Annotated in this window: 12 protein-coding genes; 2 read left to right on the top strand and 10 right to left on the bottom strand. The window is 73.5% G+C overall.

Going from position 1 to position 15089, the window contains the following annotated elements; genetic code table 11:
- Nucleotides 1-386: 386 nt before the first annotated feature.
- The gene (locus ACFQ46_RS06380; protein ID WP_380258250.1) at nucleotides 387-1343 is read left to right on the top strand and encodes a glycosyltransferase family 2 protein; all 957 of its coding nucleotides are present in this window, start codon (nucleotides 387-389) and stop codon (nucleotides 1341-1343) included.
- Nucleotides 1340-2608, top strand: coding sequence for a glycosyltransferase (locus ACFQ46_RS06375; RefSeq protein WP_380258248.1), 1269 nt, complete (start codon nucleotides 1340-1342; stop codon nucleotides 2606-2608). Before ACFQ46_RS06380 ends, ACFQ46_RS06375 begins: the two co-directional genes overlap by 4 nt.
- Nucleotides 2609-2705: 97 nt before the next feature.
- Here ACFQ46_RS06375 and ACFQ46_RS06370 read toward each other — a convergent pair whose 3' ends face one another.
- From ACFQ46_RS06370 to ACFQ46_RS06325, 10 genes are all read right to left on the bottom strand, one after another.
- Nucleotides 2706-3764, bottom strand: a complete 1059-nt coding sequence (locus ACFQ46_RS06370) for a cellulase family glycosylhydrolase (RefSeq protein ID WP_380258246.1) — start codon at nucleotides 3762-3764, stop codon at nucleotides 2706-2708.
- A gap of 59 nt (nucleotides 3765-3823) precedes the next feature.
- Nucleotides 3824-4990 carry a glycosyltransferase family 4 protein gene (locus ACFQ46_RS06365; RefSeq protein ID WP_380258244.1) on the bottom strand — a complete coding sequence of 389 codons (1167 nt, stop codon included), beginning with the start codon at nucleotides 4988-4990 and terminating at the stop codon, nucleotides 3824-3826.
- Between the two features lie 181 nt (nucleotides 4991-5171).
- A complete protein-coding gene (locus ACFQ46_RS06360; protein ID WP_380258242.1) occupies nucleotides 5172-6665 on the bottom strand; it encodes a hypothetical protein in 1494 nt (497 codons plus the stop codon).
- A 55-nt stretch (nucleotides 6666-6720) separates the two neighbouring features.
- The gene (locus tag ACFQ46_RS06355; protein WP_380258240.1) at nucleotides 6721-7857 is read right to left on the bottom strand and encodes a glycosyltransferase; all 1137 of its coding nucleotides are present in this window, start codon (nucleotides 7855-7857) and stop codon (nucleotides 6721-6723) included.
- A complete protein-coding gene (locus ACFQ46_RS06350) occupies nucleotides 7854-8993 on the bottom strand; it encodes a glycosyltransferase family 4 protein (protein WP_328294545.1) in 1140 nt (379 codons plus the stop codon). The genes ACFQ46_RS06355 and ACFQ46_RS06350 overlap by 4 nt, the downstream gene beginning before the upstream one ends.
- Nucleotides 8990-9754, bottom strand: coding sequence for a hypothetical protein (locus tag ACFQ46_RS06345; RefSeq protein ID WP_380258238.1), 765 nt, complete (start codon nucleotides 9752-9754; stop codon nucleotides 8990-8992). Before ACFQ46_RS06345 ends, ACFQ46_RS06350 begins: the two co-directional genes overlap by 4 nt.
- The gene (locus ACFQ46_RS06340) at nucleotides 9751-13053 is read right to left on the bottom strand and encodes a hypothetical protein (RefSeq protein ID WP_380258236.1); all 3303 of its coding nucleotides are present in this window, start codon (nucleotides 13051-13053) and stop codon (nucleotides 9751-9753) included. Before ACFQ46_RS06340 ends, ACFQ46_RS06345 begins: the two co-directional genes overlap by 4 nt.
- 240 nt (nucleotides 13054-13293) lie before the next feature.
- On the bottom strand, nucleotides 13294-13392 hold the full coding sequence (locus tag ACFQ46_RS06335; RefSeq protein WP_012085056.1) for a 30S ribosomal protein bS22: 99 nt from the start codon (nucleotides 13390-13392) through the stop codon (nucleotides 13294-13296).
- A 175-nt stretch (nucleotides 13393-13567) separates the two neighbouring features.
- The gene (locus ACFQ46_RS06330; protein WP_328294542.1) at nucleotides 13568-13768 is read right to left on the bottom strand and encodes a helix-turn-helix domain-containing protein; all 201 of its coding nucleotides are present in this window, start codon (nucleotides 13766-13768) and stop codon (nucleotides 13568-13570) included.
- A 190-nt stretch (nucleotides 13769-13958) separates the two neighbouring features.
- On the bottom strand, nucleotides 13959-15074 hold the full coding sequence (locus ACFQ46_RS06325; protein ID WP_380258455.1) for an acetoin utilization protein AcuC: 1116 nt from the start codon (nucleotides 15072-15074) through the stop codon (nucleotides 13959-13961).
- Between the last annotated feature and the right edge of the window lie 15 nt (nucleotides 15075-15089).

The following is a 15089-nucleotide window of genomic DNA, read 5'->3' as shown; positions in this document are numbered from 1 at the left end:
CTCCTCGGGACGTGGACGTGGGCGGTCGCGGAGGCCGACTGCGCCTGGCCCCGCACCGCAGACGCGATCAGAGGACCACGCCGGGCCCTCAGTGTGCGGCAGGGACGGACCTCGCGCACGCACCGGGCGCCCTTCTGCCGTCGATGTCACGTTGCGTACAGCACTAGTGACTACGAGACGGACCAGTCGGTGCACGGATGCCCCTGAGCTCACTCTCCGTCAACCAGGCATGACGTAGAGAAGTTCTTTCGGAGTAGACCCATCTGTTCGGGTGACGGACCCGAACACCTCTCAGCCGCGGGACCTACGTTTCGTCGAAAGGCCGACCACGGCCCGGGAACCTCGACGATGCGGGTCCACTGAACTGCACGAGAGAGGTTTCACCGATGGTTGCCACGCCCGTAGAACGTCCGGAGCACCCGAAGGTCACGATCGTGGTGCCCGCGTGGAACGAAGCGCGCAACCTCGAGATCGTCCTGCCCGGCCTGCCCAAGGTGCACGAGGTGATCGTCGTCGACGGTCACTCCACCGACGGGACGGCCGAGGTCGTGGCCCGGGTGCTGCCCGAGGCGAAGTTCCTGCAGCAGACCCGGCGCGGCAAGGGCAACGCCCTAGCCGTGGGTTTCGAGGCCGCCACCGGTGACGTCATCGTCATGTTCGACGCCGACGGCTCCGCAGACGCCGCCGAGATCTCGGACTTCGTGGCCGCGCTCGTCGCCGGCGCCGACTTCGCCAAGGGCAGCCGCGTCCTCGCCGCCGGCGGCAGCGACGACATCACCCTCGTGCGCGACACCGGCAACCGGATGCTGACGCTGTTCACCAACGTGCTGTTCCGCACCAAGTACACGGACCTCTGCTACGGCTACAACGCCTTCTGGCGCGACGTGCTCCAGCACCTGGCCATCCCGTCCTCGCGCTACGACACCGCGCAGTGGGGTGACGGCTTCGAGATCGAGACCCTCATCAACTGCCGGGTCGCCGCCGCCGACCTGCAGATCCACGAGGTGCCCAGCGTGGAACTGCGCCGCATCCACGGCGAGAGCAACCTGCACGCCGTGCGCGACGGCCTGCGGGTGCTGCGCACGATCCTCACCGAACGCTTCCAGCGCGGGCGCTCCACCACCCCCACCCCCAGCGCGGAACTCCTCACCCACGCCCACGCCGATGCGGAGCACACCCTCGCGAACGAGCAGGCGCAGGACGCGGCGCTGCTGGACTCCCCCCTGGCCCGGGTCATCGACCTCCGCCCGACCGACCGCCACCCCTCCGTCCCCCAGCAGGGGACCGAACCGGGACGGCACGAGATCCACCGGGCCGAACAGGACGCGCGGGAGAACGCATGAGTTCCGTCCCCGAGGCGCGCACGGCCGGGACGTCGCGTCCCACCCGCGTCCTGGTCGTCGGTTCGGGCTGGCGGTTCACCTCCGGGATCAGCTACTACACCTGCCGCCTCGCGAACGCCTTCGCCGAACGCACCACGACGAGCGTCGTCCTGATGCGCCGCCTGGTGCCGCGGTTCCTCTACCCCGGACGTTCCCGGGTGGGTTCCGTCGTGAACGACGTCGACTACTCCCCCGACATCGACGTCTACGACGGCGTCGACTGGTACTGGGGACGCAGCGCCCGGGGGGTGTCGGGTTTCCTCGACCGCACCCGCCCCGACGTCGTCGTCCTGCAGTGGTGGACCGGCGCGGTGCTGCACTCCTACCTGCTCCTCGCGCGGGCGTTGCACCGCCGCGGGGCCAAGGTCGTCATCGAGTGGCACGAGGTCCAGGACACCGGGGAAGCCCGGGTCCCCGGCGTGGTCCGCTACGTGCGGTCGGCGATGAAGGCGCTGCTGCGCCGGGTCGACGCGCACGTCGTCCACTCCGAGTACGACTCCGAACTCCTGCAGGGGGCCTACGGCCTCGACCCGCGCCAGATCACGGTCATCCCGCACGGGCCGTACGACCACGTCCTCGACGCCACCGCGGTGCGTAGCGATGCCGCCACCGGCGACGCACCGCTCCGCCTGCTGTTCTTCGGGACGATCCGTCCGTACAAGGGTCTCGAGGACCTCGTCGAGGCGTTCTCCTCGCTGCCCCGGGAACTGGCGGAGAAGTTCCGGCTGACCATCGTCGGCGAGACGTGGGAGGGGTGGACGGCGCCGCTGGACGCCGTGCGGAACAGTCCGAACGGCGACCGCATCGACCTCGTCAACCGCTACGTCACCGACGCGGAGGTCCGCACCCACTTCGCCGCGGCCGACGCCGTGGTGCTCCCCTACCGCCGTTCGTCGTCCTCGGGGCCGCTGCAGATGGCCATGAGCGCCGGACTCCCGACCGTGGTGACCTCCGTCGGGGGTCTCGTCGAGGCCGCCCGCGACTACGAGGGTGCCGTGTTCGTGCCCCCGGCCGCGCCCGTGGAACTCGCCGCGGCGCTGCGGGGACTCCTGGAACGCCGGGGCGAGCGCTACGCCGACCCGCACTCCTGGGACACCTCGGTCACCCGCTTCGCCCGGGTCTTCGCGACCCTCGGGGTTCCCGGCTCCGTCGCGGGACCCCGCGCCGCGTCGGCCGACGCGCGGGCACCGCGGCACGACGACGCGCGTCGCGACGTCGTGGCCTGAACCAGCTTCCCACCCAGGACCCACCGGAACCGCCGACGACCCGTCACCCCCGAGAACTCGGGGGCGACGGGTCGTTCCGCGTACCCGGGGGAACTCCTCAGGGCGTCCCCGACACCTGCGAACCCAGTCGCCGGGTGACGTCGAACAGCAGGTCGTCGTCGGAACGCACGACGTCGTACCCGTCGGTCGCTCCGGTGCCGTAGTGCCACACCAGGTACCCGGCGGCACCGGCGTCGAACGCGGCCTGCGCCTTCGCCCGGACCAGTTCCGCCCGTCGACCCCGGCCGGCCGCGTCGGTGGCGGAGATCCCCACCTCGCCGACGACGAGGGGTTTCTGGATCTGGGCGGCGATGGCGAACGAGCACGCGATCGGCGCGGTCGTGGAACGGCAGGTCTGCGAACCGACCGCCGGCAGGCTGCCGTCGGCCTCGGCCCCCGGCATGGCCTCGGTGTCGGAACCGTAGCGGGCCCAGTCGTGCACCTCGACGAAGTCCAGGTCGGTCTGGTTGTAGACCGCGAGGAAGTCCGCGCCGCTGCCCCCCGGAGCACCGTTGCCCTGGGTTCCCAGGGTGACGAGGTGGTTCGGGTCGACGGAGTGGACCAGGCCCGCGACGTCACCGGCGAAACTCACGAGGACCGACCGTCCCTGGTCGTCGCGGGCCGGGGTCTCGGCCTCGTTGACCAGCATCCAGGCCATCACCACGGGTTCGTCGCGGTAGTGCTCCGTGATGGCGGCGACGTAGTCCCGGTAGGAGATCCGCGCGCTGCCGTACGGTTTCCGGTACCCCTGGCTGAACCAGGTCCCGCCGTCGGCCTCGGCCAGGGAGACTCCCGGTTCGCCTGTGCTGCAGTCCCCCGGCCCGTCCTCGAGGACCGGGATCAACCGGATCCCGGTCGCCCGCGCGGCGTCCACGACGCGGTCGACGGCGCTGAAGTCACGACCGCCGTCGGTGTAGGTCTGGTACGCCCAGAACCGGACGACGGTGACCCCCGCGTGGTCGTGCAGCCAGCGGAAGTGGTCCTCGAGGTCCTCGGGGGGGATGCGCGACGCCGGGCGGCAGGAGTACCGGTCGCTCGCGGCCGCGTCGTAGAGGTTGAAACCCACGAACCGGAAGGGTTTCCCGTCGACGGTGAACTGCCGCCCGTCGCGTTCCACGAAGTCGTCGGCCGGACCGGAACAGGACGTCAGCCCCGCTCCGACCAGCGTCAGCAGGGTCAGCGCGGCGAGCGGTCCGGTCCACGACCGGTTCCGGTGCGGACCAGCTCGTCGAGGACGGGGGCCATGCGGTCGACGACGCGTTGCCACGTGAACTCCTCCCGAACCCGCAGACGCGCCGTGGCAGCCATCGACGAGCTGTGCGCGGGATCGGCCAAGGATCGCACGAGTGCGGCCGCCAGACCCGCCGGGTCGTTCGCGGCGACGACGTGTCCCTCGACCTGGTCCCGCACGAGGTCGGGGATCCCGCACGACGCGGTCGTGACCAGCGGAACTCCGCGGGCCATCGCCTCCAGCAGCACCAACGGGAACGGGTCGAAGACGGAGGGCAGCACGAACACGTCGGCCTGGGCGTAGAGGCGAGCGACGAGCTCGCGGTCGTGAACCCTCCCCAGGACCTCCACACCCGGTTGGGCGGGAACCTCCGGACGCGTCCCGACCAGGCGCAGCGTCGCGCCGGGGAAACGTGCGCGCACCTGCGCGAAGGCGGTCAGCAGGTCGTGACCTCCCTTGCGGGCGAAGTCGTTGCCGATGAACAGCAGGTTGGGGGCGGGGCCCGGCGAGGTTCCGCGGTGCGCGACCTCCTCGGGCAGACCCCCGTTCGCCCCGGCCCCCACGACGCTCACGCGGGCGGGGTCCACGCCGTACTCGTCGACCAGCGAGTCCCTCGTCGCGGTGCTGAACGAGAAGACGTGCCGGGCGGCGCGGTAGGCGGCGGTCTCCTGGGCGTACCAGCGTTCCAGCGCCCTGCCCCGCAGGGGGTTCCACGCCGGCCACGAGGCCGCCGACTGCCGGTGCGTGCAGTCGACGTAGAGCAGGCTGCCACCACCCCCGGTGACGTCGAAGAGGGCGTGCACCTGGAAGACGGGAGCCTGCGGGTCCGGCGAGCGCCGGCGCAGGAGTTCCGCGTTGCGCGAGCGCAGCGCGTAGCCGAGGCCGCTCTTGAAGAAGTGCTCGGCCCACCGCACGCGGGAGGGGCGGAACGTCGTCGCCGCGACGGCCACCCGTTGCCACCGGGACAGGTCGGTGTGGAGGACCCCGACCACGGGGTAGCGCCGTTGGAGTTCCTCGAAGAGGAAGGGCGTCAACGCGTCCCCCCGCGAGGCGAGCAGCAACCCTCCGGAACCGGACGGACGGGTCGGAGTCCGGCGTGGTTCCAGGAACATCGGGGGTGCTTCTGCCTCTCGAGGTCGAGGGGCGGACCGATCGGCGAACGGTGCGGGCCCCCACCCCAGGGTCGCGGCCCGCACAGGTCCGGGGCAAGACCTGATCAGGTGAACCGCCCGGGGGCGGGACGCTCCATCGTCCTGCATCCGCGGGGGTCGCGCGGACGCGGGTGACCCCCGCTCAGGAACCGCAGGCGGTCGTGACCCCCGGTGGCACGGCCGTGGACCAGGGGCCCCGCGTCCCCCGCAGCGAGATCCCGGCGACGCGGTACTCCGAGCGCCTCCCGGCAGCGGTGGTGTCCACCCACAGCGCACCGCTCGCGGGGAGGACCGCCTGGTCGCGCACCTGCCAGGTGAGGTTCTGCCAGCCGGCGGTGGACCCGGCTGCGCGCCGCTGCACGACGTAGCGCACGGCGGGCGCCGCACCCCGCCAGCGCAGCCCCGTGCCGGTCCCCGTCGCCACCCGGGCCAGCCCGCACGGCGCCGGGGGTGCCGCGTCGGAGGCCGCCGCACCGGACACCTTCGCGGCGAACGCGCGCAGCGTGCCCGTCCGCGCCCGCTCGTCGTCGTCGCGACCGGGGAAGAAGTACTGGAAACCGTCGTCGTGGTCGACGAACCCGGCGGTGTCGGCGTGCGGCACGACCGACCAGGTCAGCGCGCCGACCGCTCCGGAGAGGCGGACGGTGTCGAGGAAGTCCTGCAGGCCGGAACCGCCGCGGTGGTTGTTCCAGTCGTACTCACCGACGAGGTAGGCCTTGCCGTGGGCGGCGGCCGTCGCGGCCGCGGAACGCACCCGGTCCAGCTGCATCGGGTAGAAGTGGTCGTCGACGACGTCGACCGAGGCGATGTCCAGGCTCGGTGCGTGCAGGCAGTCGGTCCGGCAGCCGGGGTCCGTGCCGTGCCCGTCGACGACGAGCTGGCGCGGGGCCACGGACTTCAGGTGGTCGGCGATCGCGCGGGTCCAGGAGCCGTCCCAGTAGTTGCCCGAACAGGTCTGGCACCACATCTCGTTGCCGGTCTCCCAGGCCATGATCGTCGGGTCGTCGCGGTAGGCGAGCCCCGTGTAGGGGTTCACGTGCTGCACGAAGTGGGTGACGTAGGCCTGGTAGTCGGCGATGACCCCGCGGTCGGAGAAGAAGGCGGACTCGGGCAGCCCGCGCCAGCCCGTGTAGGTGAGCTTGCTGCCATGGTAGTAGTCCCAGTTGTCCACCAGGGTGACCACGAGGCGCTGCCCGTGCCGGGCGGCCGAGGCCACGGCGTAGTCGATGGAGTCGAAGGCGGAGTCCTGGAAGACGCCCGGACGGGGTTCGATGCAGCGCGCGCAGCCGACGAGCCCGCCCCAGGTGCGCACGACGGTGCCGCCGGTGGCCTGGGCCGCCCGGAAGGCGTCGTCGATGCGGAAGCGGGACGGGACGGTCGGCTGCCCCGCGGCGTCGCGGACGTTGTCGTCGAGGCCGAGCCAGTAGACGTTGGTCCCGGAGAAGCGGAACGTCGCGCCGTTCAGCGTCAGCCGGGACCCGTCGCGCTGGACGAAACCCGTCGTCTGAGCGGCCGCGGGGCTGCTCCCGGGGAGGCCCACCGCCGCCGACCCGACCGCGAGCAGGGCCGCGAGGACCGCCAGGACGAGACCGCGCAGCAGCCGAGGTCGCGGGGTCGTCGGTCGGAGTCGGCGCACCCCTCCCCATCGGCGGCGGGAGCGCCGATCTGTACGGCCCGGTCAGCCCGTGCGGTCAGTGAGCGCGGCGGGAGGAGTGCCAGTCGTGGGCGAGCTGGTCCGCGTACAGCGCGTCCACCGCGGCCGCCGTGCGCCGTGCGTCGTAGCGCTCGACCACCGCGGCCGGGGCGGGACGGCGGTGCAGCCCACGGGCGGTCAGGTCGTCCAGAGCCGCGCTGAGCGCCTCGGGGCCGCCGCCGTCGGCGCGAGCCACTCCCTCGGGCAGCGTCCCGAGCTCCTCGAGCGCTGGGCACTGCACGAAGACCGAGGGCAACCCGCCCGCGACGGCCTCCAGGACGGCGAGGCCGAAGGTCTCGTCGCGCGAGGCGCTGAGCAGGACGTCCGCGGCGGCCAGCACGGCCGGGACGTCGTCCCGCGCGCCCAGCCAGCGGACCGCGGAGGCGATCCCCAGCTCCCCCGCGAGGGACTCCAGCCCGGGACGCAACGACCCCGCCCCGGCGACCAGCAGGACGTGCCCGCCGGCGAGCAGCCGGGGCGCGAGCGCCCGCAGGACCTCGTCGACGCGCTTGACGGGGTCCAGGCGGCCGACGACGACGACCGCCGTGCTGCCCTCCGGAACTCCCAGCTCGGCCCGCACGCGCTCGCGGTCGCCCGCCCGGGGGCGGACGGCGTCGAGGTCGATGCCGTTGTCGATCACGGAGATGCGGCTCCGCGCCACGCCCCACGCGACCAGGCGGTCCGCGGTGGTGGCGGAGACCGCGACGGTGTGGTCGGTGAGGGCCTCGAGGCCGGTGTAGACGCGCCGCAGCCAGGCGGTGAGCGGACGGCCCTCGATCGAGTCCGCCATCAGCGAGTGCTCGCTGGAGACCACGACGGGGACCCCGGCCAGGCGGGCCGCCGGGATGCCCCAGAGCTGCGCGGCGAGGAGGTGGACGTGCACGACGTCGGGGCGCAGCCGGCGCAGCTCGCGGGCCAGCCGCGCGATCGCGAGCGGTTTGCGCCAGCCCGCCATGCCGAGGACGTCGACGTGGTGTCCCCGCCGGCGCATCGCGTCCGCCACGGGGCCGCCCTCGTAGAGGCAGAGCGTCCGGGACTGCGCGCCCGAGCGCTCGACCAGCAGCTCCAGCTGCCGTTCGGCGCCGCCGGTGGTGAGGGTCGTGATGACGTGGACGACCCGGGTCGGGCGGCTCACCAGGAACCCCCGCCCAGCACCGTGCGGTAGACCTCGGCGGTCGCCGCGACGCTCGTCTCCCACGTCGGCAGCTCCACCGGCCGCGGGACGTGCGGGACCGCCCCGCGGGCCCGGGTGGCCAGCAGTTGGGTGCTGAGCGCCGCGGCCAGGGTCGCCGCGTCGGCGTCGGGTGCGACCCCGACGACCAGGCCGTCCTCGACGAGGTCCCCGATGCCGGCCACGTCGCTGCCCACGACGGGCAGCCCGAGGGTCACGGCCTCCATGACCCCGACCGGGTGCGCCTCGTAGTCCGACATCGCCGCCATCACCCCGGCTCGGGCGAGCTCGCCCGCCATCGCGGTCCGGTCCGCGGGCGGCAGCGCCCGGAACTCCACGTGGTCCGCGACGCCGGCGCGTTCGGCCCCGCGCCGCAGCTCCTGCTCGTAGGGACCGCTGCCGAGGACGACCACGTGGGCCTGCGGGACCTGCGCGCGGACCAGCGGCAGGGCCTCGATGACCCGCTGGTGACCCTTGTAGCGCTCCAGGCGCCCGCTGGTCACGATCCGGCCCTCGACCGGCGCGACCGCGACGGGCGACGGCGGCAGCGCGCCCCCGTTGGGGATGACGCTGAAGCGGGACTCGGGGAGACCGGTCACCGCGGCGAAGGCCGAGCGCTCGAACCGGCTGACGGCGATGAGCCGGCGGGCCCGCCGCAGCAGCGGGGCCAGGACCCGGTACTGCACGCCGCGACCGGCGGTCCGCACGGAGGAGGAGTGCCCGCCGCTGTGGAAGGTGAGGACGAAGGGGGTCCGGGCCGCGATCGCCGAGAGCATGCCCACGGGCGGTGCGAGGGTGTTGACGCCCTGCACGTGCACGAGGTCCCAGTGCCCCCGCAGGACGGGCAGCGCCAGCCCGGGCGAGAGGTAGAGGTCGCCCTCCCGCGGCCAGGACCGGCGCCGGAGCACGGGGATGCCGTTGACGACGTCGTGGCGGGCCAGCCCGCCGCTGCGGTCGGTGGCGAGGACGGTCAGGTCGAACTCCCCCGTCGCCGCGAGGCCGCGGGTGATCTCGGCGACGTGGGTCTCCAGACCACCCATCTCGGGGAAGTAGCGCTGGACGACGTGCAGGACCCGGGGCCGCCCGTTCCGCGCGGTCACCGGTTCACGACCAGGGTGCGCAGCGGCTGCACCTGTCCGGGGTTGCTGACGGTGACGACGACCTTGCCCTGGACCGGCACGACGACGGTGGTCCGCACGGTTCCTCCTTCGGGGACGGAGAACAGCGGGTAGGTGACGGCAGAACCGTCACCCGGGTCCGTGCGCAGTTCCAGCGGGCCCGCGGCCTCCTCGGAGGAGACCTCGACCACGGCCTGGGCGCCGTCCAGCGACACGAGGGACATCTGGACGGGCGACGTCGAGTTCTCGTCCACGCTGCGCACGGCGACGACGAGGGCCACGACGGTGACGGCGACGGCGGCGAGCACCCACGGCGAGGTGCGCAGGACCGCCCGGCGCAGGGAGCCCTCGGCCACCGGGGCCGCCTCGACGGAGGCTTCGCGCTCCCGCCCCGGGGTGAGCGCGCTGACGAGGAGGCCGACGAGCGCGAGCGCCCCCAGGCCCACGGCCCAGGTGCCGGCCCGCAGGCCGATCCCGCTCACGCCCAGCACCATCCCCACGAGCACGAGGACGACGAGGACCCCGCCCACCGCGGTGAGGACGCGGTCGAGGGTGGAGCGGCGCCACCCCCGGCGGACGAGCTGCGCCGCGGTGGCGGCGGTGGCGGCCAGGACGAGGACGCTGCGCAGCCAGGTCGGGCCGTCGAGGAGGACGGCGACGACGGCCGCGACGACGAGGACGGCCGCGCCCACGAGCAGGGGGGTGGCCCCGACCGGGCGCGTCCGCGGGGACGTGGTGCTCACTGGCCCAGCTCCGAGAGGTCGTAGACGGCGATGGAGCCGTTGTCGTAGATGCGGTCGACGCCGGGGACGTCGTCGAACTTCTCCAGCGCGGCCAGCGGGACGGGCGCGGTGCGCCCGTCGCCGCCGAACTCGCCGCTCTCGACGTAGACGCCCTGGTTGGGCAGCCCGTTGGCGTCGCGCCGGTCGACCACGAGGTAGCGGATGCCGGCCTCGCGGACGAGGTCGACGTCCTTCTGGCTGAACTCCGGGTCGAGGAGGAGGCGGGAGGCGTCGATGTCGGTGCTGATGTGGCGCACGGTGAACATGCCGCCGTCGGCGGCCGCGAGCAGACCGGACACCCGATCGGCGTAGACCCGGGTCTCCGGCGGCAGCGTCCGCCCCAGCCACTGCGCCGCGGCGAGGTTGTCGGCGTCGGCGCTGCGGGCGTCGGCGGAGACGAGGAACGGCCCGGGCAGCTGGGAGCTGACCGTCCCCGACCCCAGGACCACGCCACCGAGGAACGTCACCGTCGCCGCGACGCCGAAGATCCCGGCGACGCGTCGGGTCGCGGGACGCCGCACGAGCCACCAGGCCACCACGAAGGCGACGCCGAGGAAGACGAAGCCCGCGGCGCGGTCGCCGACCTCGGAGGTGGCCCGGGCCACGTGGCCGCCGGGGACGACGGGCCAGAGCACGGCCGTGAGGACGAGGACGACGGCCAGCGAGACCCGGGTCCGGACCCACGCCCGCGCGGCCCACAGCGAGGGCAGCAGGGCCAGCAGCGTGATCCCCAGGCCACCGATGAGCAGCAGCTGCTCCCACCAGGCGGGACCCACGCCCGCGGTGTTGGCGAAGAGGGCCTTGGTCTGCTTCCCCTCGAAGAGGGCACCGAGGTCGGTGGAGGAACTGGTGACGATGGAGCCCAGGTAGCTGCCCAGGGTGTTGCCCGGGTTCAGCAGGGTCGCGGTGAAGCAGGCGAGGCCGAAGACCGTGGTCACGGCCAGCGCGCCGGCCTCGCTGCGCCGCGCGGTGTCCCCACCGCGGCGGGCGGAGCGCGCCACGAGGAGCTCGACCAGCGTCCAGACGGCGAAGGCCACCAGCAGCAGCGCCGCGGTGACGTGGTGGGTGGTGGTGACCGCGGCGAACGCGGCCAGCGGCAGCACCAGCCCGCGCCACGACCCGCGCCCCGACCCGCGCCCCGATCCGCGGTGCCGGGAGGCGAACAGGGCGACGGTGAGGACGGCGAGCGGCAGCGCGAGGGTCTGGTAGCTGAACTGGGAGTTGAAGAACAGCATCTGCGGGTTGCAGGCGTAGACGACGACGGCGACGGCCCCGGCCCGGTGCGAGCGGGTGAGGCGGACGACGACGGCCGCGATGCCCAGGCTGAGCACCACCCGCGCGGCGAGCAGCAGCACGACGGAGCTGGTGTGCGCGGAGAGACCGGTCAGGTCGGCGACGCCGTCGGTCGCGACCTCCAGACCGGGGTAGTACGCCGTGATGGGCAGCAGCGGGTTCAGCCCGAACAGCTGCCCGGTGTCGGAGATCTGGCGCAGCAGGTTCGCGTGCAGCAGCTCGTCGTGGAACATGAACCGGTCGGGGTAGAGCACGACCCGGCTCAGCTGCAGGGCGGCGGCGGCCGTGACGGCCGTCCAGACCCGCACCGAGCCGCTGGTGCGCGGCCACATCGCCAGCAGGGCGGCCGGCCCGACCAGCAGCACCAGCCCGGCCTCCCAGAGCAGCTGGGTCGCGCCCCCGTCGTCGCCGGTGCTGCGGGCCCGGGCGGCGGCGAGGGACATCGCGAGCAGCCCGAGGGCGGTGGCGAGCAGGGCCGGGCCGAGCCCCCGGGACCCGCGGCGTGCGGGGACGGGTTCGACCACGGCGGCGACCGACCGCGCCGACGCCGTCCGCTCGTCCACCGCGTCCTGCTCCAGGGTCTGGTTCTGCACCACGTCGGGGTCCACCTTCTCGACTGCTTCCTCTGCTGTTCCTTCCGCACGTTCCTGGGCCACGAACCGGCGCCGGGCCGCCAGCAGCGGGACGGCGAGCAGCAGCGCCTCGACGACCAGCACCCCGACCCACGCCGCGCTGAGGCCGACGACCCCGCCGACGTGCGCCCCGACGAGGGCCGCGGCCAGCTCGGCGACGGTGAAGACCACCAGGACCAGGGTCGCGTCCCCGGTCCGGCCCTGCACGCGGCGCAGGGCGACGAAGTGGTCCTTGATCACGAACGGCAGACCGGCGAGGACGAGGATGCGGAGCACGTTCGAGCCGTCCGCGGCGTAGGTGTCCCCGAAGATCCGCAGCACGTAGGGCGCCAGCGGGAAGAGCGCGAGGTTGGCGGCCACGCTGACCCCGAGGCCCAGTGGCAGGGTGACCCGCATCCGCCGCAGGACCTCCCCGTCGTCGCCCTCCGCGGCGGCGAAGAGCCCCACGGACAGGGCGTAGGGCAGGGCGAAGACGAAGCCGGTGAGCTGGAGCGCGGCCCCGAAGGGGGCGTTGGCGTCGGCCGAGACGGCGGCGGTGACGATGACGGGCAGCAGCATCAACGGGCTCTGCAGCGTCGTGTTGAGCGCGTGGTGGCTCAGCGCGCGCCGGCCGAGCCCGCGCATCGAGGACAGGTCGACCAGGCGCGGGTGCTGCTGCAGCGCGCGGCCACCGCGGGTGCGGTGCGCCACGAACGGCAGCGAGACCACCGTTCCCACGGCCCAGGCCGCGAAGACGGCCATCCCGTCGGTGGCGCCGGCCGCGGCGAGGCCGAGCAGGACGACGACCTTGGTCGCGCTGGCGATCACGTTGCGTTCGAGCTGGAGGTTGCCCGAGCCGATGACGAGGACGGCCTGGTCCAGCACGAGGACGACGGCGGCGAGGCCGGTCCCGACGGCGAAGAGGGTGGCGTGCCCGGGGGAACCGGCGAGGGGGCTGAGGTTGTCCAGCTGCAGGACGTGGATGGCCACGACGGGGACCACGACGGCCAGGAGGGTCCCCGCAGCCGCGGAGACGGCCAGCGCGGTGCGCACGGTGACGCGGCGGACGCCCTGCTCGGTCCGCGGGAGCAACGAGATGAGCAGGGTGCCCAGACCCAGGGTCCCGAGGGCGCCGAGCAGGCCCATGGCCGAGATGGCCGCGTTCGCGACGCCGAACTGGTCCCGGGTGAACCCGCGGGAGGCGATGGCCCAGAAGAGGAGCCCGAGGACGCTGGTGACCGCCTGGGTCCCGACCAGGGAGGCCGAGATGCGGAGGATGCGCTGGAGACCGCTGGGAACGTCGTCGCGCCCGGAAGAACTCGTGGTGCTGGGCGTGCTCGTCACTCCCGGGGTCATCCGACTCCTCGACTCGGCGGCGGGTGCCGCTGCCCGGCGGGCCCTCGAAGTCTAAGGAGGGCGGTCGCCCGGGCGTCCCTGGACGAGGGTCCCGGTCGGCATCTGGGCGATGCCTTCACCGGATCGGCCCGAACGAACAGCACGCAGAGCGACCGGTAGTGACCCGGAGCGACGGAGGGGCCCCGGAACGCACGAAGGGCGGGTTCCCGGGGAATCCGGTGAACCCGCCCTCCGCGTGGATCACTTCTTGTTGCGACGCTGGTGACGCGTGCGGCGAAGCAACTTGCGGTGCTTCTTCTTCGCCATGCGCTTGCGACGCTTCTTGATGACAGAGCCCAAGGGGTCCTCGCTCACTTCGATGTCGGCTGGTGCTGATTGTCCCCGGGGCAGGCGCGTGCCGACCCCGACGACGGTCCATCACAAAGCTGTGCCGCTCGCGCAGCAGACCGTCGTCGAGTCTAGCGGTCGAACCGGCCGCGATCGCCCGGCGCGTCACCCCCGAGGTCCCCGAGGGTCAGGCGGTGTCGATGTAGGACTGTCGCAGGTACTCGTGGACGGCGGCCTCGGGCACCCGGAAGGAGCGGCCGACCCGCACCGCGGGCAGCTCTCCGTTGTGCACCAACCGGTACACCGTCATCTTCGACACGCGCATCATCGACGCGACCTCGGCGACGGTCAGGAACCGGACCTCGGACAGCGGGCGATCCTCAGGCATCCCCACAGCACCCTTCAGTTCGCGCGCCATCGGCGCGCTGTCCCCCGCGGACGGCCCGGTGGGGGCGCGTTCTGTGACCACTGTAGGGGCAGGTGTGACGTGGGTGGAAGATCTGCGTGCTCAAAGAGTCACTCAGCGTGACCTGAACAGCCCGTGATCAGGCATTACGCTCCGTAAAAATTTCTGGACCTCAGTCGAACTCGGGGTCCAGACCGTGCAACGGGAAGGCCGCACGGCGGGTCGCGAGGATCGCCCGGTCCACCGGGTCGGCCGGGTCGTACCCCGACTCCCACCCCGTGAACGTCCCCGGCTCACCGTCCGTCATCACCGTGGGGGCGTCGCGGCCGAACACCTCGCGCACGTGCGCGAGCCACCCCGCCGGCACCCGCGCCGCCGGGTCCAGCGGCTCCCCGGAGGCCTCCGCCACCAGGTGCGCCCACGTGCGCGGCACGACGTCGACGACCTCGTAGCCGCCCCCGCCCAGGGCCAGCCAGCGACCGCCCGCGGCGTCGTGGGCGAGGCGGTGCATCGACGCGGCGGCGACCCGCTGCGCGTCGAGGGAGACGTCGAGGTGCCCCAGCGGGTCCAGGCTGTGGGTGTCGCAGCCGTGCTGGGTCACCAGCACGTCGGGCGCGAAGGCCGAGACCAGCTGCGGGACCACCGCGTGCACGGCCCGCAACCACCCCGCGTCGGCCGTGCGGGCCGGCAGGGCCAGGTTCACCGCCCCGCCCAGGGCCTGCGGGCCCCCGAGCTCGTCGGCGAAGCCCGTCCCCGGGAACAGCGTCGTGCCGGACTCGTGGACGCTGATCGTGAGGACCCGCGGGTCGTCCCAGAACACCTGCTCGGTGCCGTCGCCGTGGTGGCAGTCGAGGTCGACGTAGACCACCCGCTCCGCCCCGTCCCGCAGCATCGCCACGATGGCGGCGGCCGCGTCGTTGTAGACGCAGAACCCGCTGGCGCAGCCCGGTTTCGCGTGGTGCATGCCCCCGCAGAAGTTCACGCCGTGCAGCGTGCGACCGGCGACGAGCGCCCGGCCGAGGTCGACGGACCCCCCGACGATCCGGGCCGCGGCCTCGTGCATGCCGGGGAAGGCCGGGTCGTCCTCGGTGCCGAGCCCGAAGACCTCCTGCGCCTGCCGCGGGTCCGCCGAGGCGGCCTTCACCGCGGCGACGTAGGCCGGGTCGTGGACGCTGGTGAGGAGGTCGTCGTCGGCCGGTTCGGCGGTCACGACCTGCACCCCCGGCCGGTCGAAGAGGCCGAACTCGCGGCACAACCTCGCCGTCAGGTCCAGGCGCACGGGCGCCATCGGGTGCCAGCGGCC

The organism is Kineococcus sp. GCM10028916 (assembly GCF_042674865.1).
In the GTDB taxonomy this organism is placed as follows: domain Bacteria; phylum Actinomycetota; class Actinomycetes; order Actinomycetales; family Kineococcaceae; genus Kineococcus.
This window is presented reverse-complemented; position numbering and strand designations above follow the sequence as displayed.

Coding starts and splice junctions, on each gene's coding strand:
- ACFQ46_RS06330 (WP_328294542.1), bottom strand. CDS start 13,768: ATGCCTGAGGATCGCCCGCTGTCCGAGGTCCGGTTCCTGACCGTCGCC.
- ACFQ46_RS06365 (WP_380258244.1), bottom strand. CDS start 4,990: ATGTTCCTGGAACCACGCCGGACTCCGACCCGTCCGTCCGGTTCCGGA.
- ACFQ46_RS06340 (WP_380258236.1), bottom strand. CDS start 13,053: ATGACCCCGGGAGTGACGAGCACGCCCAGCACCACGAGTTCTTCCGGG.
- ACFQ46_RS06380 (WP_380258250.1), top strand. CDS start 387: ATGGTTGCCACGCCCGTAGAACGTCCGGAGCACCCGAAGGTCACGATC.
- ACFQ46_RS06325 (WP_380258455.1), bottom strand. CDS start 15,074: ATGGCGCCCGTGCGCCTGGACCTGACGGCGAGGTTGTGCCGCGAGTTC.
- ACFQ46_RS06375 (WP_380258248.1), top strand. CDS start 1,340: ATGAGTTCCGTCCCCGAGGCGCGCACGGCCGGGACGTCGCGTCCCACC.